The sequence below is a fragment of the Gordonia humi genome (assembly GCF_014197435.1).
GTDB classification, from domain to species: Bacteria; Actinomycetota; Actinomycetes; order Mycobacteriales; family Mycobacteriaceae; genus Gordonia; species Gordonia humi.
Map to the genome: position 1 here is coordinate 4,322,164 of NZ_JACIFP010000001.1, position 16,679 is coordinate 4,338,842.

General features: G+C 68.6%; 17 protein-coding genes and 1 riboswitch. Of the genes, 8 read left to right on the forward strand and 9 right to left on the reverse strand.

Features of this window, described 5'->3' with window-relative positions; all coding sequences use genetic code 11:
- From BKA16_RS19985 to BKA16_RS20000, 4 genes are all read left to right on the forward strand, one after another.
- On the forward strand, positions 1-759 hold the full coding sequence (locus BKA16_RS19985; RefSeq protein WP_183372325.1) for a hypothetical protein: 759 nt from the start codon (positions 1-3) through the stop codon (positions 757-759).
- 57 nt (positions 760-816) lie between these two features.
- Positions 817-1,152 carry an Lsr2 dimerization domain-containing protein gene (locus BKA16_RS19990; protein WP_183372326.1) on the forward strand — a complete coding sequence of 112 codons (336 nt, stop codon included), beginning with the start codon at positions 817-819 and terminating at the stop codon, positions 1,150-1,152.
- A 125-nt stretch (positions 1,153-1,277) separates the two neighbouring features.
- The gene (locus BKA16_RS19995; RefSeq protein WP_183372328.1) at positions 1,278-3,053 is read left to right on the forward strand and encodes an ABC transporter substrate-binding protein/permease; all 1,776 of its coding nucleotides are present in this window, start codon (positions 1,278-1,280) and stop codon (positions 3,051-3,053) included.
- A 4-nt stretch (positions 3,054-3,057) separates the two neighbouring features.
- Positions 3,058-3,825: an amino acid ABC transporter ATP-binding protein gene (locus BKA16_RS20000; protein ID WP_343067537.1), complete on the forward strand. Its 768-nt coding sequence runs from the start codon at positions 3,058-3,060 to the stop codon at positions 3,823-3,825.
- A 7-nt stretch (positions 3,826-3,832) separates the two neighbouring features.
- Here the strand turns inward: BKA16_RS20000 and BKA16_RS20005 are convergent, their stop codons facing one another.
- Positions 3,833-4,762: a hypothetical protein gene (locus tag BKA16_RS20005; protein ID WP_183372330.1), complete on the reverse strand. Its 930-nt coding sequence runs from the start codon at positions 4,760-4,762 to the stop codon at positions 3,833-3,835.
- Positions 4,763-4,777: 15 nt separating this feature from the next.
- Entirely contained in the window at positions 4,778-5,584 is an 807-nt protein-coding gene (locus BKA16_RS20010; protein ID WP_343067538.1) for a Cof-type HAD-IIB family hydrolase, read from the reverse strand.
- Positions 5,585-5,705: 121 nt separating this feature from the next.
- On the opposite strand from BKA16_RS20010, the gene ykgO reads away from it, so the two are divergent.
- A complete protein-coding gene (gene ykgO, locus BKA16_RS20015; RefSeq protein WP_183372332.1) occupies positions 5,706-5,828 on the forward strand; it encodes a type B 50S ribosomal protein L36 in 123 nt (40 codons plus the stop codon).
- 10 nt (positions 5,829-5,838) lie between these two features.
- Here the strand turns inward: ykgO and BKA16_RS20020 are convergent, their stop codons facing one another.
- The 5 genes from BKA16_RS20020 to BKA16_RS20040 form a co-directional block, all read right to left on the reverse strand.
- Positions 5,839-7,398, reverse strand: coding sequence for an acyl-CoA synthetase (locus tag BKA16_RS20020; RefSeq protein ID WP_183372333.1), 1,560 nt, complete (start codon positions 7,396-7,398; stop codon positions 5,839-5,841).
- A 73-nt stretch (positions 7,399-7,471) separates the two neighbouring features.
- Positions 7,472-8,206, reverse strand: a complete 735-nt coding sequence (locus BKA16_RS20025) for a (2Fe-2S) ferredoxin domain-containing protein (RefSeq protein WP_183372334.1) — start codon at positions 8,204-8,206, stop codon at positions 7,472-7,474.
- Complete coding sequence (locus BKA16_RS20030) at positions 8,203-8,994, reverse strand: ABC transporter ATP-binding protein (RefSeq protein WP_183372335.1); 792 nt, start codon at positions 8,992-8,994, stop codon at positions 8,203-8,205. Before BKA16_RS20030 ends, BKA16_RS20025 begins: the two co-directional genes overlap by 4 nt.
- Positions 8,991-9,992 carry a FecCD family ABC transporter permease gene (locus BKA16_RS20035; RefSeq protein ID WP_343067539.1) on the reverse strand — a complete coding sequence of 334 codons (1,002 nt, stop codon included), beginning with the start codon at positions 9,990-9,992 and terminating at the stop codon, positions 8,991-8,993. Before BKA16_RS20035 ends, BKA16_RS20030 begins: the two co-directional genes overlap by 4 nt.
- Before the next feature lie 62 nt (positions 9,993-10,054).
- A complete protein-coding gene (locus BKA16_RS20040) occupies positions 10,055-11,074 on the reverse strand; it encodes an ABC transporter substrate-binding protein (protein ID WP_343067540.1) in 1,020 nt (339 codons plus the stop codon).
- Positions 11,058-11,243, reverse strand: a riboswitch (cobalamin riboswitch). It overlaps the preceding gene by 17 nt.
- A gap of 173 nt (positions 11,244-11,416) precedes the next feature.
- On the opposite strand from BKA16_RS20040, the gene BKA16_RS20045 reads away from it, so the two are divergent.
- From BKA16_RS20045 to BKA16_RS20055, 3 genes are read left to right on the forward strand one after another with little or no spacing between them, the layout of a single operon-like run.
- On the forward strand, positions 11,417-12,805 hold the full coding sequence (locus tag BKA16_RS20045; protein ID WP_183372336.1) for a CitMHS family transporter: 1,389 nt from the start codon (positions 11,417-11,419) through the stop codon (positions 12,803-12,805).
- Positions 12,806-12,833: 28 nt separating this feature from the next.
- A complete protein-coding gene (locus BKA16_RS20050; RefSeq protein WP_221246928.1) occupies positions 12,834-14,498 on the forward strand; it encodes a sensor histidine kinase in 1,665 nt (554 codons plus the stop codon).
- Positions 14,491-15,156 carry a response regulator gene (locus BKA16_RS20055; protein WP_183372337.1) on the forward strand — a complete coding sequence of 222 codons (666 nt, stop codon included), beginning with the start codon at positions 14,491-14,493 and terminating at the stop codon, positions 15,154-15,156. Before BKA16_RS20050 ends, BKA16_RS20055 begins: the two co-directional genes overlap by 8 nt.
- Positions 15,157-15,164: 8 nt before the next feature.
- Here BKA16_RS20055 and BKA16_RS20060 read toward each other — a convergent pair whose 3' ends face one another.
- Entirely contained in the window at positions 15,165-15,503 is a 339-nt protein-coding gene (locus BKA16_RS20060) for a thiamine-binding protein (protein ID WP_183372338.1), read from the reverse strand.
- Positions 15,504-15,533: 30 nt separating this feature from the next.
- Positions 15,534-16,640, reverse strand: coding sequence for an acyltransferase family protein (locus BKA16_RS20065; RefSeq protein WP_343067541.1), 1,107 nt, complete (start codon positions 16,638-16,640; stop codon positions 15,534-15,536).
- Positions 16,641-16,679: the final 39 nt, after the last annotated feature.

Below are 16,679 nucleotides of genomic sequence, written 5' to 3' on the forward strand. Positions count from 1 at the left end.
GTGCCAGGGTACGGACTACGCAAGGCGACACTCGGCATCGCCCTGCTCACTGCGGCGGCACCGTTCGCACTCGGCGGCTGCGCGATACTCACCGAGGACTCGTCACCGAACAGGATCGTGATTCCGTCCACCGACGCATTGTCGACCGAGACGAAACCGTCGACGCTCGCCCCGACGTCGACCACCCGACCGGAGTCCGACGGAGTGCCTGCTCAATGGAGCTACGAGCGGGTGATCAAGAGCGCCCCACGGGTCAGCAACTCGCAGTTCCAGATCGGTGCGACGACCGATCACGGTGCCCGCGAGGACGTCTCCGGCTATCACTTCTCCTCGGCCGACCGCGAGATCCGCTGCTCGACCGGCAATGACGGGACCGGGGCACTCGTGTGCACCTCGCCCGAAGTGAAAGGACCGCGCCAGGCGCCCGCGAATGAGGATTCGGACTGTTCCTGGGACCGCGAACTAGCCGTTCTCTCCGGCGACGGTGTCACCGAGGGCGGATGCTCCAACAGACACTCCGTGTTGTTCCGCTCGCGCTCGGTTCCGGTCGGTTCGGCGATTACCGTCGGCCGTTTCGCTTGTTTGTCGCAGCGCGTCGGATTCTATTGCGTCGAGTCGGGTTCGTCGTCCGGATTCGCATTGACCGATGACGGTTTCGACGAGATCGACGCATCGGATCGAGCACCGAAATCGCTGACCGGAGTGGATGTCGAATCAACGTCGACAACATCGAGTTCTCGTGTGGCGATTCCGCGCTGAGAGTGTGTAAAGTGGGCCCGGAAATCATCTCCACACATTCTCGTTAAGGGGCGACACGTGGCTAAGAAGACTGTAATCAAGATCGTCGACGACCTCGACGGCGTGGAACTCGACGAGTATGAGACCGTGAAGTGGAGTCTGGACGGTAAGAGCTACGAGTTCGACACCTCTCCGCAGCACGCCGAGGAGTTCCGCAACCACGTGGCCTCCTATATCGCCGCCTCGCGTTCGGTCGGCCGCGCACCGCAGCGCCGCAATGCCACAACCGCCGCCGCCCGCCCGGCCGCGAACACCCGCGTCATCCGCCAGTGGGCGAATGAGAACGGTTTCACCGTCAGCGACCGCGGCCGCATTCCGGCCGATGTGATCACCGCTTACGAAGCCGCGAACTGACTTCTTCCGATAACGCCCCCGGCGACCCAGCGTCGCCGGGGGCGTTCGTCATTCTCGGCGACGGTTTTCCTCACCGTGATCGCAACTGCGCGAGATCGGAGCCGGGGGCGTTATTCTGTCCAACCATGACTGTCCACTCCACGGCCCGGCGGCGTCTACCCGCGTCGCCACCGCCACGTCGATGGCTCCCACTGCTGATCGCGGTGCTGCTCGTCGGCGTTCTCGCCGCCTGCGGCGCGTCCTCGTCCGACGATGGCGGCGGCGAGGGTCTGTGCGCCCCGCCCGGCCTCAGCAGCGCCTCGGCCGCACCGACGAATCTGGCCACGAGCGCCCAGGCGCCCGATAAGTTCACCACCGACACGGTGACACCGCTCGATCAGATCGACACCTCCGATCTCGGGCTCATCAAGCCGGGAACGATCATCGTCGGCACCCTCGGCGACGCCCCGCCGAGCATCTGCGTCGACTCGCATCGTCAGTACACCGGTATGGACAACGAGATCCTCCGTGCCATGGCGGCCAAGCTCGGACTGAAGGTGGAGTTCGTCGGCACCGAGTTCTCCGGTCTCCTCGCCCAGGTGGCGGGCAAGCGCTTCGACGTCGGATCGTCGTCGATCACCACCACCGAGGAGCGACGCCAGACCGTCGACTTCACCAACGGCTACGACTTCGGCTACTTCGCGCTCGCCGGTCCGGTCGACGGCAAGGTCAAGACCTTCGACGACCTGAACGCGGGCACCCGCATCGGTGTCGTGCAGGGCACCGTCCAGGACGAGTTCGTGATGAACGAACTGCACCTGGACCCGGTCAAGTTCCCCGATTACGCGACCGCGTACGCGAATCTCAAGTCCGGTCAGATCGACGCATGGGTGGCGCCGAGTCAGCAGGCCGAGGGGACGGTGCAGGCCGCTGACGGCATCGCCGTCCTGGAGAACACGTTCAGCCTGAACAACTTCGTCGGCTACGCGGTGAGTAAGAACGATCCGAAGCTCACCGAGGCGCTCAACAGCGCCCTCGACGCGGTGATCGCCGACGGCACATGGTCGAAGATCTACCAGGAGTGGGCGCCGCGCGAACTCCCCGCCGGATGGAAGCCCGGTTCGCGGGCCGCACCGGTCCCGGATCTCCCCGACTTCAAGAAGATCGCCGAAGAGAACGCGGGCCGGGCCCCGCAGGCTCAGGTGACGCAGCCGAAGAGCACCCTCTCTCAGCTCGGCGACACCTTCTTCAACGGAGAGGCGTTCACGAAGGCGATGCCGGAGCTGGTCAAGACCGGCCTGCCCAACACGCTGAAGATCGCGGTGACCTCCGGGATCATCGGCACCGTGCTCGGCATGCTGCTGGCCGTCGCGGGCATCTCGCGCACCCGCTGGCTGCGCTGGCCCGCCCGCGTCTACACCGACGTCTTCCGTGGTCTGCCCGCCGTCGTGGTGATCCTGATGGTCGGCCTCGGTTTCGGGCCGGTGGTCCAGAATCTGACCGGCGGAAATCCGTTCTGGCTGGGATCCATCGCGTTGGGTCTGCTCGCCGCGGCCTATATCGGCGAGATCTTCCGGTCGGGGATCCAGAGCGTCGAACCCGGACAGATGGAGGCGTCCCGCGCCCTCGGCTTCTCCTACCGGTCGTCGATGTCGCTGGTCGTGATCCCGCAGGGCGTGCGCCGGGTGCTGCCCGCGCTGATGAACCAGTTCATCGTTCTGATCAAGGACTCGTCGCTGATCTACTTCCTCGGGCTCACCGTCGCCCAGCGCGATCTGTTCGCGGTCGGCAAGGACTTCAACGCGGGCAGCGGCAATCTCACTCCGCTGTTGGCCGCCGGTCTGCTGTATCTGATCCTGACGGTTCCGTTGACCCACCTGGTCAACTACATCGACAAGCGCCTGCGCACCGGAAAGGCCTGATCTCGTGAGCTCCCCCATCCCGCAGACTCCACTGGTGGCCGGCGACGACGCCGTCTCACTCACCGGCACCGACCTGCACCTGTCCTTCGGCGACAACCACGTGCTGCGCGGTGTCGACATCCACGTCGACGCCGGCACCACGACCACCGTCATCGGTCCGTCCGGCTCGGGGAAGTCGACGCTGCTGCGCGTGCTCAACCGGCTGTACGAGCCGCAGCAGGGCGACATCCTGATCGACGGTGTGTCGGTGCTCAAGGACAACCCCGATCAGCTGCGACGACGCATCGGCATGGTGTTTCAGCAGTTCAACCTGTTCCCGCACAAGACCGTCGCGCAGAACGTCGCACTGGCTCCGCGTAAACTCCGCGGGTTGAGCAGGGACGAGTCCTACGATCTCGCGGTGGCCCAACTCGACGCGGTGGGCCTCAAACACAAGGCCGACGTCCGACCGTCCACGCTGTCGGGCGGTCAGCAGCAGCGCGTGGCCATCGCGCGGGCGCTCGCCATGAAGCCGGAGATCATGTTCTTCGACGAGGCCACGAGCGCATTGGACCCGGAACTCGTCAAAGGGGTGCTCGCCCTGATGTCGGAGCTGTCGCAGGAGGGGATGACGATGGTCGTGGTGACCCACGAGATGGGATACGCCCGCGACGTCTCCGACAGCGTCCTGTTCATGGACGACGGCGCGGTCGTCGAGACGGGCGCCCCCGCGAAACTGTTCGAAGACGCCGAGAGCGAGCGGCTGCGCACCTTCCTGTCGCAGGTGCTGTAGACGCCGCTCAGCCGATCGCCGCGCGGAACTCGGCGGAGGCGTAGAACGGCGCCAGACGTCGGCGGAGCGCGGCCTCGAGGAAGCCTCGGCGGTCGATCTCGGCGATCACCGCGGGACCGAAGCGCATCGCCTCTTCGACGAGGTCGGCGTAACCGACGCCCAGTTCGGACAGCAGTACGTCCAGGGCGGTGTCGCCGTAGGTGTCGAACACCTCGTCCACGCCTGCGGCGAGCATTTCGGCGAAATAGTCGGTGGCGCGCAGTTCCCGCCAGAACTCGAAGACGAGCACGACGACGTCCTCGAGGTCTCCGGGTTCCAGAAGTCCGTCGGCGCCGTTCGAACGACGGTCGACCCCCGCGTGCGACAGTTCGCGCAGGGCGTCGGCGATGAGCTCGTCGGAATCGGATCGGTTGGCGCGCAACACGAATCCGGCACCGCGCCGGGCGAGCACTTCCACCGCGTCGTCCACGAGTCGACCCAGGCGGGTGGGCAGCCGGGACGAGTCGACAGCGCGTTGGACGGCGTCCACGCAGGTGTCGACCGCGGCGGGACTGGCCAGCACGCGGTCGAGGATCCGCTGGACCACTCCGAGTCCGGCGACCGCGTCCGCGAACTCGTCGGCCTGTCGGCGTCCGATCAGGTCGACGAGTGCGACGGTGTCGTCCGCCGACAGCCCGTACAGGCGTGCGACGACCCTCCCGACGAGTTCGGGGATCGCGCCCTCCACCGGGAACGCGATCGCGTACTTGTGTGCGACCGCCTTGATCATGTCGCGCGAGACCGCCTGCTCGAGCGTGAGCCGCGCGGCGTCGTCGAGTCCGTGCGTGATCTCCTCGCGCGCGAGCGCCGCGAACTCCTCGGGATCGGTCAGTTGACGGCACGCGAACGCCACCTGGGCATCGAGGAGGCGGGCGGCCACATCGTCTTCTGCGGTCATGGTTGACGAGGGTACTCAGTGCAGGAGTTCACGCAGCACCGTCACCACCCCGTGATCGGTGTTCGACGGCGCCCGGTACCGGGCGCGGGCCGCCACATCCGGGTGCGCGTTCGCCATCGCGTACGACCGCTCGGCGGCGTCGAGCATCTGCAGATCGTTGAGGTAGTCACCGAAGACGACGGTCTGCGCGGGCGTCACACCGAGTTCGGCCTGCAGCTTCTCGACGGCGACGCCCTTGTGCACGCCGAGGTCGGTGATGTCCATCCAGTGCTCACCGGAGACGACGAGAGCATGGTGTTCCCCGAGCGGCGCGAGCACGCCCCGGGCGCTGGCCGCCGCATCGCCGAAATCGTAGATCGCGATCTTCACCACGCCCGAGGCATCGGCGGCCAGGTCGTCGACGTGATCGAGGACCGCGCAGTAGGTTGCGGCGTGCGCCCCGAACTCGGGGTCGGCGGACTCCACCGACGCTCCGTCGGCTCGGCACAGGATCGCTCGAACGCGCACCCCGCGGGTGTCCGCATCGCGCACCGCGGCCACCGCGCGGGCGACGAAGACGGGGTCCATCGTCGACGCGTGGAGCAGTTCGCCGTCGTGAACGGCGACGGCCCCGTTCTCCGCGACATACGAGAGCGTTCCGTCGAACGGTTCGAACAGCCTGGTCAGGCTCTGATACTGACGCCCGCTGGCGGGTACGAACGCGATCCCGCGCGCCGTCATCTCGTCCAGGAGCGGCCAGAAGTCGTCGGGTACGCGACCGTCGGCGTCGAGCAGGGTGCCGTCCATGTCGCAGACCACCAGCCGGACATCGGTTTCAGACACGGCGGACGCCCTCTCGTCGGGATCGGATCTCGGCGCGGCGGCGCCGCTCCCCGGCCATGCTAACGGACATCACACTCAGCGATTGTTGATAACGACTGTCATTATCAACTAATCTGGCGGGATGAAAGTACGCAACTCGCTCCGCTCCCTGAAGAATCAGCCCGGCTCGCAGGTGGTCCGCCGCCGCGGGCGCACGTTCATCATCAACAAGAAGAATCCCCGCCTGAAGGCCCGCCAGGGCTAGACGTCGCCGGTCAGCGGTGGACGGCGGACTCCTCGCCCGTCCACCGCCGACGCAGTTCCCGCTTGAGGATCTTGCCGGTGGCGGTTCGGGGCAGGACGTCGACGAACGCCACGGTGCGCGGCGACTTGAAGTGCGCCAGCCGCTCCCGCGTCCATTCGACGAGGTCCGCCTCGGTCGCCTGCGCATCCGGCGTGCGCACGACGACCGCGGTGACCGCCTCGCCCCACCTCTCGTCGGGCACGCCGATCACGGCGACCTCCGCGACCGCCGGGTGGCGGTACATGAGCTGCTCCACCTCGGAGGCGTACACGTTCTCCCCGCCGGAGACGATCATGTCCTTCTTGCGGTCGACGATCCGGTAGTAGCCGTCGACGTCGTACGTGGCCAGGTCGCCGGTGTGGAACCAGCCGTCACGAAGCGCCTCGGCGGTGGCGTCCGGTCTGTTCCAGTAGCCGACGAACACGTTCGGTCCGCGCACCACCATCTCGCCGACCACTCCGGGCGCCACCGTGTCGCCGGACTCGTCGACGACGTTCAGATCGTTGTGGATCACCGGCTTGCCGACCGAGCCGGCACGGGTGACGGTGTCCTCGATGTCGAGGACACAGGCGATGGGCGCGGTCTCGGTGAGTCCGAAGCCTTCGGCGAACCGGATGCCGTGGCCGACGAGGCTCTCGATGAGGACCACCGGGCACGGCGCTCCGCCGGACAGGATGTAACGCAGCGACGACAGATCGGCCGGTGTCCGCGCGTCGAGCGCGGCGTCGACCGCGGCCCACATGGCGGGCACCGCGAAGGCCACGGTCACCCGGTACCGCGCGACGGCGTCGAGCCACGCCGCGGGTGTGAACGATTCGAGGATCACCGACGTGCCGCCCGCGTACATCAGCGGCAGCGTGAAGATGCCGAGTGCGCCGATGTGGAACAGCGGCGCCGCGGCCAGACTCACGTCGAGCGGGCCGCTGCCCTCGACCGCGGTCACGTTGTTGATCGCATTCCACTGGTGGTTGCCGTGGGTCAGCATCGCGCCCTTGGGGAACCCCGTGGTGCCGGAGGTGTACATGAGCATGGCGAGGTCGTCGGGGGCGATGTCGACGACGACGCGGTCCCTCGCACCGGATGTGACGAGGTCTTCGTACGCCGACGCCTCCCCCGCGGCTCGCTCCCGGGCCGATCCGATCTCGACGGTCTCGGCGACCGCCGTGCCGGTGAGTGCGGCGGCCACCGTGTCGGCCGTCTGCGGGGACACGAACACCAGCCGCGCACCGGAGTCGCCGAGGATGTACTCGATCTCGCGAGCGGACAATCGCACGTTGATCGGCACGGCGACGGCGCCGAGTTTGGCGACCGCGAAGATCACCTCGATCATCTGCGGACTGTTCGACGTGACCAGCGCGACGCGATCACCGCGTTCGATCCCCTTCCCGCGCAAGGCGTCCGCGACCGCATTGGTGCGCGCGTCGAACTGCGCGAAGGTCGTCGTAGCGCCGTCCGCGGCGTCGATCAGGGCGATGCGGTTCGGGTGGCGGACGGAGTGAATCGTCGGCCAGTTCCCGATGCCGTGGTCCATGGGTCTTCTCCATCGATCGTGTGCGGCGAGTGATGGCGCTCACGGTATCGCGGGAGGTCCGGCTCCGAGCGTGTTACGCGAATCCTCGGCGCCCGCCGTCGCTCGCCGACCACTCGGCGACCGGCTCCCCGCCCACGAGATGCCGGTCGATCACCCGTTCCACACGGTCGGCGGTCAGTCGGCCGTACCAGACGTTGTCCGGGTACACCGCGGCCACCGGCGCCCGGTTGCACGGATACAGGCACCCGGTCACCGTCACGAGGACGTCGTCGTCGCCCAGACCGCGGGCGTCGAGAGCCTCGCCGAACGCGCGTCGCATCTCCCCGCTGCCCCGCGCCGAGCAGCGGGGACCTCGGCAGATCAGGACGTGCCGGGAGAACGCGGGCACATCCTCCCACGCGGGCGAGGTGAGCGGGGCCGTGGTGTCGCGCGCAGGGACGCCACCGTCGTCGATCGCTTCGGCGAGCAGGTCCACATAGGCCCGGGTGCGGGCGAACGACGGCCCGAGGCGCACGTGCGGCCCGTCCGTGTGCTCCCGGACCCAGTGTCCGATCACGCGGCGGAACCAGGCGTTCGACGCGCGATCGTCGACGGTCTGCGCCGATTGGACGAGCACCGTCCGCGCACCGGCGTCCGCGGCGGCGTCGAGCGCCTCGGTCACGGTGGTTCCGCCGCCGGTCAGGACAGCGGTCCGGAACTCGATGTCCGGTCGACGCTCGCCGAGCGCCCGCACGGCCGCGGCGAGTTCGTTCGCCGGATCGATGTCGCGGTCGGTGGGCACGGTGACGATCATCCAGTCCACACTCATCGTCTCTCCTCTCCAACGGTCCCGCAGACCACGACCATCGGTCGCCCGGTCCGCGGATGGGGCACGATCTCGGCGTCCAGCCCGTAGACGTCGGCCAGCAGCTCCGTGGTCAGCACCTCGTCGGGCGTGCCTTCGGCCACGATTCGTCCGGCTCGGAGGACCACCAGGTGGTCGCAGAACATCGCCGCCGACGACAGGTCGTGGAGCGCGGCCACCACCGTGTGGTGCGAGTCCCGTACCGCGGCGAGCAGGTCGACGGCGGCGGCCGGGTCGAGATGGTTCGTGGGCTCGTCGAGCAGGAGTACCGCGGACCGTTGCGCGAACGCCCGCGCGACGTGGGTCCGCTGCCGTTCACCGCCCGAGAGCGTCCGCCACGTCCGATGTCGGAGGCCGGTGATGGCGAGTGCGTCGAGATGCTCGGTCACGTCGGTCCGACGATCGACCGGCGATCCCCAGCCGGAGCCGTGCGGTATGGCGCCGAGGCCGACGACCTGCTCGACGGTGAGGTCCAGTTCGGTGTCCGAGTGCTGTTCCACGGCCGCCACTCGTCGCGCGTAGTCACGACGACGCCAGGCGTCGACCGGGCGCCCGTCGAGGGTGATCCGCCCGATCGTCGGCTTCTGCCACCGCGCGATCAGTGATATCATTGTGGTCTTGCCGGAACCGTTCGGTCCGATGATCCCGGTCAGGGCACCGGCGGGTGCCGTGCAGGTGACGTCGTCGAGCAGGGTCGTCCCCGATGTGCGGAACGAGACCGACTCGACCCCGATCGTGGGCGGCGACGTCATAGATCGCCTCGTCGTCGCCGAAGCAGCCATACGAAGGCCGGGACACCGATGATCGCCGTGATCAGACCGACCGGCAGTTCCCGTTGCGGAACCACGCTGCGGGCCAGGACGTCGGCCCACACCAGGAGAAGCGCTCCGCCGAGGGCGGTGATCGGCAGCAGCCTGGCGTGCAGCGGCCCGACCACCATGCGCGCGGCGTGCGGCACCACCAGCCCCACGAAACCGATGATCCCGGCCTCGGCCACCATCGCCGCGGTGCACAGCGAGACGACGATGTACAGCCCCCAACGGACCTTCGCCACATCGACGCCCAACGACATCGCGCTGCGCTCACCGAACGCGAAGGCGTCGAGGACGCGGGATGCGCCGATCACCACGGCCACGACGACGCCGACGATGATCAGCAGCAACGGCATCCGGGGCCATCGAGCACCCGCGACCGAACCGAGGGTCCACCGCATCACCTGTTCGGCGGCGCCGTGATCGGCGATCAGGATGAAGACCGCGGAGATCGCCGAGCCCAGCTGAGCCACCGCGACTCCGGCGAGGATCAGCCGGCCCGGCATCAGCGCGCCGGTTCGGGTGGTCGCTATCGCGAAGACCAGCACGAGAGCGCCGACGGCGCCGACGAACGCCGCCGTCGACACCGCACCCATGCCGGCGAACCCTGCGGCGGCCACCCCGGTCGTGATCACGATCGTCGCACCGACCGACGCGCCGGAGGCCATCCCGAGAATGTACGGGTCGGCGAGCACGTTGCCGGTCAACGACTGCAGGACGCCGCCGCACACGGCCAGCCCCGCGCCGATCACGGCCGCCTCGACGACGCGGGGAGCGCGTAGGTCGACGACGATGTACGCGGTGTTCGCGTCCACGCCCGGTCCGATGCCGATCTGCCCCGCGAGCGCGGTGTACACGTCACCGAGCGAGATGTCCGCCGCTCCCGCGGCGACGCCGACGCCGACGCTCACCGCGAGGGCGGCGAGCAGCCCGCACACCCATATCGCGTAGATCCTGGCCGAGGTGGCCGCGGCGGGTGCTCCGTGTCCGGTTACGGAGGTCAGAGCTTCGCCAGTTGGTCGGAGACCGATTTCGCGCCGTCGATCAGGCGAGCGCCCGGGGTCGATTCGGAGAACGGCAGGACGACGAAGGCGCCGTCGCGCACCGCTCTCAGATTCTTCAGCACCGGATCGCTCTCCAGATAGGTCCGCTTGGCGGCCGCGGTGTCCCAGCCCGCATCGGCGAGGACGATCACATCCGGATCGGCCCGGACCACGTCCTCCCAGTTGCCGTCCGCCCAGCCGCCCTCGAGTCGGTCGAACACGTTGGTGCCGCCGACCGCGTCGATGATCAGCTGCGGACCGCCGTCGCCCGCCCCGACGAACGGAGTGTCGGTGGCGCTGTCGTACCAGAAGATCTTCTTGTCCGCGCCGGCCTTCGCGGTCGTCACCGTGTCGAGGGTCGCCCGCATCTGGTCGTTGACCGTGTCCGCGGCGTCCTCACGGCCGAACAGTTTGCCGTAGTCGGACGTCTCACCGGCGATTGCGTCCCAGGACGGGTCGGGGCGATCGCTCTTGTCGGCGCAGCCGAACGGCGATACGTAGGTCTCGATTCCCAGGCCCGCGAGCTCGTCGCGGCTGCCGAGCGCCTTGTCGTCGAACGCCGAAGCGTACGACGCCGCGACGAGATCTGGTTTCGCCTCGATCACCTTCTCCCGATCCGGGTACTCCGGCGCGAGGACGGGGATCTTCTTGTAGGCGTCGGCCCACTGCGGTGCGATCTCGTCGTCGAGGTAGGCGGTGCCGATCAGCTGACCACCGGCTCCGATCGCCAGTGCGGATTCGGTGGCGCCCTGGTTGACGGTGATGGCGGCGTCCGCGGCGTGCGGCAGAGTCACGTCGCGCCCGCAGTTGTGAACGACGATCTCACCCGATCCTCTGTCGGCGTCGTCGGTGCCGTTGGTGCTCGAGCACCCGGCGAGAAGTAGTGTCGCGGCGACCAGACCGGTGCCGACGGTGAAACGGGTGTGCATTCTTGATGCCCCGCCTTCCATGACTCGTGGAATATCGGTGTCGGTCACGGCCGGTCTCCTGGCTTCGCAGGGCTGCCCGCACGAGCGCCTTCCCGAGGAGTCGTCCTCAGTGGCCGAAGTCGTCAGCTTCGCGGCTCGTGCCGGACCTGCTCACAGTGGCGAGTACCGCGCCGGTCTTTCACCGGTCTTCCCGTTCACCGTGACGTCGTGCCGAATGCTATCAGTGCGCTCGTCCGGACCGCACCTTCTGTCCGGATCGTTCCGGACGCCGCGCGAAACGTTCGAAACGAGCCTTACGCGCACAAGCGTGACTGTGACGCACACCGCTCCCAGACTCTTCTCAGGCGTCGCGCCACACCCGGTGGCCGACAGGAGTGAAACGAGACGACGATGCTGGTGGCTCTGGGACTGGCCATGGTGGCCGTGTTCATGTTCCTGATCATGACCAAACGCGCGACGCCGGTCGTGGCGTTGATCTTGGTCCCGACGATCTTCGGACTGTTCGCCGGGGCCGGGCTCGGCATCAGCGACATGATCACCGACGGGATCACCGACCTCGCGCCGACGGCCGCGATGCTGTTCTTCGCGATCATCTTCTTCGGCATCATGATCGACGTCGGCCTGTTCGATCCGATCGTGCGCGGCGTGGTCCGGCTGGTCCGCGACGACCCGGCCAGGCTGGTGGTCGGCACCGGTGTCCTCGCCGCCGTCGTCTCCCTGGACGGCGACGGGTCGACGACCTTCATCATCGTCACCTCGGCTCTGCTGCCGCTCTACCTGAAACTCGGGGTGAGCCCGGTGGTGCTCACAGTGGTCGCCGGCCTGGCGAACGGCACGATGAACATCCTGCCGTGGGGTGGTCCCACGGCGCGTGCGGCCGCCGCGTTGAAGATCGACGCCTCAGACGTGTTCGTCCCGATGATCCCGTCGCTGGTCGCGGGCATGGTCGTCGTGCTGGCATTCGCCTATCACCTCGGCGTCATGGAGCGACGCCGCATCGGCCGCATCGAGATCCGCCCGTCGGTCCTGGCGACCGCGACGGCATCGGTGTCGGCCGGCGGCGGCGACCTGCCGCCCGCCGACCGACCGGGGTCGTCCGCCGGTTCGGGGTCGAGCGACGACGGCTCGTTCGGCGGAGTCCTCGATCCGCACCGACCCACCCTGCGCCCCGGTCTGCTGTGGGTCAACGCCGCGCTCACCGTCGCCCTGCTCGCCGTCCTCGGCGCCGACGTCGTCGCGATTCCGGTGCTGTTCATGATCGCCGCGGGTCTGGCCCTGGTGATCAACTTCCCGCGGATCAAGGATCAGCAGGCGGCGATCGTCTCGCACTCCTCGTCGATCGTGTCCGTCGTGGCGATGGTGCTTGCGGCCGCGGTGCTGACCGGAGTGTTCGCCGGGACCGGCATGGTCGACGCGCTCGCCCACTGGATGACCGGCGCGATCCCCGACTGGATGGGTCCGCACATGGCGATCGTCGCGGGCGTGCTGTCGATTCCGTTGACGTTCCTGATGAGCAACGACGCGTTCTACTTCGGCGTGATGCCGGTGCTGACCGAGACCGCGTCGAAGTACGGCATCGATCCCGCCGAGATGGCGCGCGCGTCGATCACCGGACAGCCCGTGCACATGCAGAGCCCGCTGGTCCCGGCCATCCTTCTGCTGGTGGCGCTGGCCGCGGTGCCCCTGGCCGACCATCACAAGAAGGTGCTGTGGCGGGCCGCGATCGTCTCGGTCATCATGCTCGTGGTCGGCGGACTCGTCGGCGCGATCCCGCTCTGAGCCGATCCCAGGTCCTACGCTGACTCCCATGGCGGATTCCCCCGACGGCACCGCCCCGGTCCGACGACCGGGGCGGGTGCCGTTGGTCGCGCAGGTGCTGCTTCTGCAGATCGCGGTGATCGTCGTCTGTCTCGTCGTCGGTTTCGGCTGGCACATCGCCAAGGTCGACGACGACATGCGGGTCGAGCACGCGGAGCGGGCACTCGCCGTCGCCCGGGCAGTGGCCGGCGACCCCGACGTGCGGCGGCTGCTGCTCGCCGAGCAGGGACGCGACCTCGACCCGGCCGCACTCGCCTCCGGCGTCCTGCAACGCGAGGCGCTCGACATCACCCGGCGCACGGGTGTGCTGTTCGTGGTGATCGCCAACGCCGACGGTGTCCGAGTGGCCCATCCCGATCCCGCCGAGATCGGCAGGCCCGTGTCCACCGACCCCGGCGCGGTGTTGGCCGGGCAGGATGTGATGGAGACCGACCGGGGCACGCTCGGCGAGTCGGTGCGCGGCAAGGCGCCGGTCACCGACGACGCGGGCGACGTCGTCGGCTTCGTCAGCACCGGCATCTCCACGCAGCGGGTCTCCGACGCGACCCGCCACGACATCGTCGTCACCGTCGGGCTGGCCGCCGCGGCACTGGCCGTCGGCGTCATGGGGTCGGCGCTGCTCGCCCGGCGGTGGCGTCGCCTCACCCTGGGTCTGGAACCCGACGAGCTCGTCGACCTGGTCGGCGAGCAGCGCGCCGTGCTGCATTCGCTCGCCGACGGCGTGCTCGCGATCGACGCCGCCGGTCGGCTCCGCATGGTCAACGACCGCGCGCGCCGTCTCCTCGATGTGGACGCGACGACGGGGACGTCCGTCGACGATCTGGGCCTGACCCCGCGCATCCGTCGCACACTCGACCGACCGCATGAGGTTCCCATCGCGGCGACCGTCGGCGATCGGGTGGTGATGGCGAGTACACACCGCGTCGACGCCGACGGTCGCGACCTCGGCATGGTCCTGTCAGTCGTCGACCGAACCGACATCGAGAATCTGACCGCCGAACTCGACACCGTGCGCTCGTTGAGCGAAGCGCTGCGAGCACAACGACACGAGACGGCGAATCGCTTCCACGTGCTCGGCGGCCTCCTGCGCCACGGCGACGTCGACGAGGCCGTCGACTATCTGGACGAGATCACCGGATCCGGCGGACGCTCCGGGATCGACGGGTTGGCGAACGTCGCCGAACCGCACCTGCACGCGTTCCTCGACGCGAAGGCCGTGCTGGCGCGCGAGCGCGGAGTGACCGTCACCCTCGGCCCGCAGACCTGGGTGGCGGGCGCGCTCGCCGAACCGGTCGCCGCCACCACCGTGCTCGGCAACCTCCTCGACAACGCGGTCGAGGCCGCGGGCCCGGGTGGCGGCGTCGACGTGGAACTCCTCACCGACCGCCGTGCACTGTGGATCACCGTGGCCGACGACGGCCCGGGCATCGTCTTCGACGATCCCGGCGAGGTCTTCGACGAAGGCCGCTCGTCCAAAGATCACACGGCGGTCCCCGGCGGCCGAGGCATGGGACTGTCGTTGTGTCGGCAGATCTGCCGACGACACGGCGGCGACCTCCGCGTCGCCGATCCCGGCGGCCCGAGCGCGTCGGCGCGGACCGTCTTCGTCGCCGATCTGCCCGATGCGATGACCGAAGGACCTCACGATGACTGACCCGAACGACATCGGCGTACTGATCCTCGACGACGACTTCCGCGTCGCCCGCCTGCACGCGGCGATCGTCGACGCCCTCCCCGGCTTCCGCGTCGCCGCCCGGGCCGGCACCGTCGCCGCGGCCCGCGCGGTGTTCGCCGACGGGGTCCCGGTCGATCTCGCGCTGCTCGATGTGTACCTGCCCGACGGCTCCGGGGTGGACCTCGTCGCGGAACTGCCGTGCGACTGCTTCGTCGTCGGTGCCGAGTCGAGTGCGGACGCCGTTCGTCGCGCGACCCGATCGGGTGCGCTGACCTACCTCATCAAGCCGTTCGACGACACCGAGCTCGCCCGGCGGCTCGCCGGATACGCTCGGTACCGTCGGCTCCTCGACGGCGGAGCGGTCGACCAGAAGCAGGTCGACGACGCTCTGGCCGCCGTCCGGTTCGGCGGCCGCGGACCGGACAGGCGGGCACCGGTCTCGCCGACCGAGGAACGGATTCTCGCGCTCTTCGACGACGGCGTCGAACTGTTCGCCGACGACGTGTCACAACGGATCGGGATCGCCGCGCCGACCGCACGCCGTCATCTGGCCGCTCTCGTGGCCGCCGGCGCACTCACGATGAGCCTGCGGTACGGCGGAACCGGGCGACCGCGCCAGGTGTACCGGCGCGCATGACACGCCGCTCAGTTCGTCGGACGGCTCAGCACCGACTCGACGCGCTCGAGCTTGCCGTCGATCTCTCCGGTGTGCCCGGGGCGGATGTCGGCCTTGAGTACGAGCGATACCCGCGATCCGTAGCGACCGACCGCGGCGGTGGCCCGTTTCACCACGTCCATCACCTCGTCCCACTCGCCCTCGATCTCGGTGAACATCGAGCTCGTACGGTTCGGCAGACCCGATTCGCGAACGATCCTCACCGCTTCGGCGACGGCCTCGTGGACACTCGCCGGATCACCGCCCGACGGTGCGATGCTCGGATCGGAGGGCGGGCCCGACGGTGCGACGGAGAAGGCGACGATCATGGACTCCACTGTGCCACCGCCGCGCCGCGCTCAGCTCACGGACCCGTTCTTCGTCAGCGGCACCCGGTCCCGGGCGACGAACCACCGGCTGACCGGGGTGCGAAGCAGCAGATCGACGATGAGAAGTGAGACCGCGAGCACGACGACCACGAGGATCACCGAGCGCACCCCCGCCGACTGCGGGAACCACGAGTGCAGCGCGTCGAAGAAGCCCACGCGGATCAGGACGTCGAGGACGAGCGGGTGCACGGCGAACACGCCGAACGCGCGGATAGTGGCGTACGAGACCGCAGCGGCGCCCACTCTCCGCCCGGACCGTCTCAGGGCGTCCCAGCCCATCGCGAGCAGCCAGAGCATGACCACGCCGCTGACCAGCCACAGCAGCAGCGGCGGGTCCCACGGAGTGGTGGCCTGCCAGGGGACGTCGCCGGGGCCGGTCATCGCCAGGTACACGCTCACGCTGATCGCCGTCCCCGCAGCGCAGGCGATCAGCACGGGAACCAGGTGCGCCCTCAGCCACGCCTGGACCCGATCCAGGTGCACCGCGGTCAGCGCGCCGATCGCCACGAACAGCGTGTACATCGGCAACGCCTTCCACGCGTGCTCGTACACCTGGTTCCAGACCTGCCCGTGCGGCCGAGGCAGCCACTGGTATGTGACGAACACGAGGATCTGGACCGCGGCGGCCACGGTCAACACCAGCCACGGATGATGCGCCGTCCGATCGATGATCCATGAGATCACCGGGAAGAGCAGATAGATCTGCATCGAGATGAGCAGGAAGTACAGCTGATACTTCCCGGTCCCGGCGATCGTCGACATGCCGAGTTCCCGGAAGAACTCGCCGGGCGAGGGAAACCGTTCGCCGGCGATGACCAGATGGTCGGTGACCGTGTAGATCACCGTCCACACCAGATACGGGCCGACGATGAGACCGAATCGCCGTCGCCAGAACTGGACCGGGTTCATCGTCTTGCCGCGCATGCTCAAGACGAGGACGAACAGCGTCACGGCGACGAAGCCGTACCGGGTCACGTGCAGGAGTGTGCCGACGAGCTGCACCGATCGGTACACGTCCGGGCCGGTCTCGAGCAGGTTGATGCTGTGTGCGACGACGACCCCGGTGAAGAGGACCACGCGAACGAAGTCGGCGGTGAGTGCCCGGGTTGCACGTTT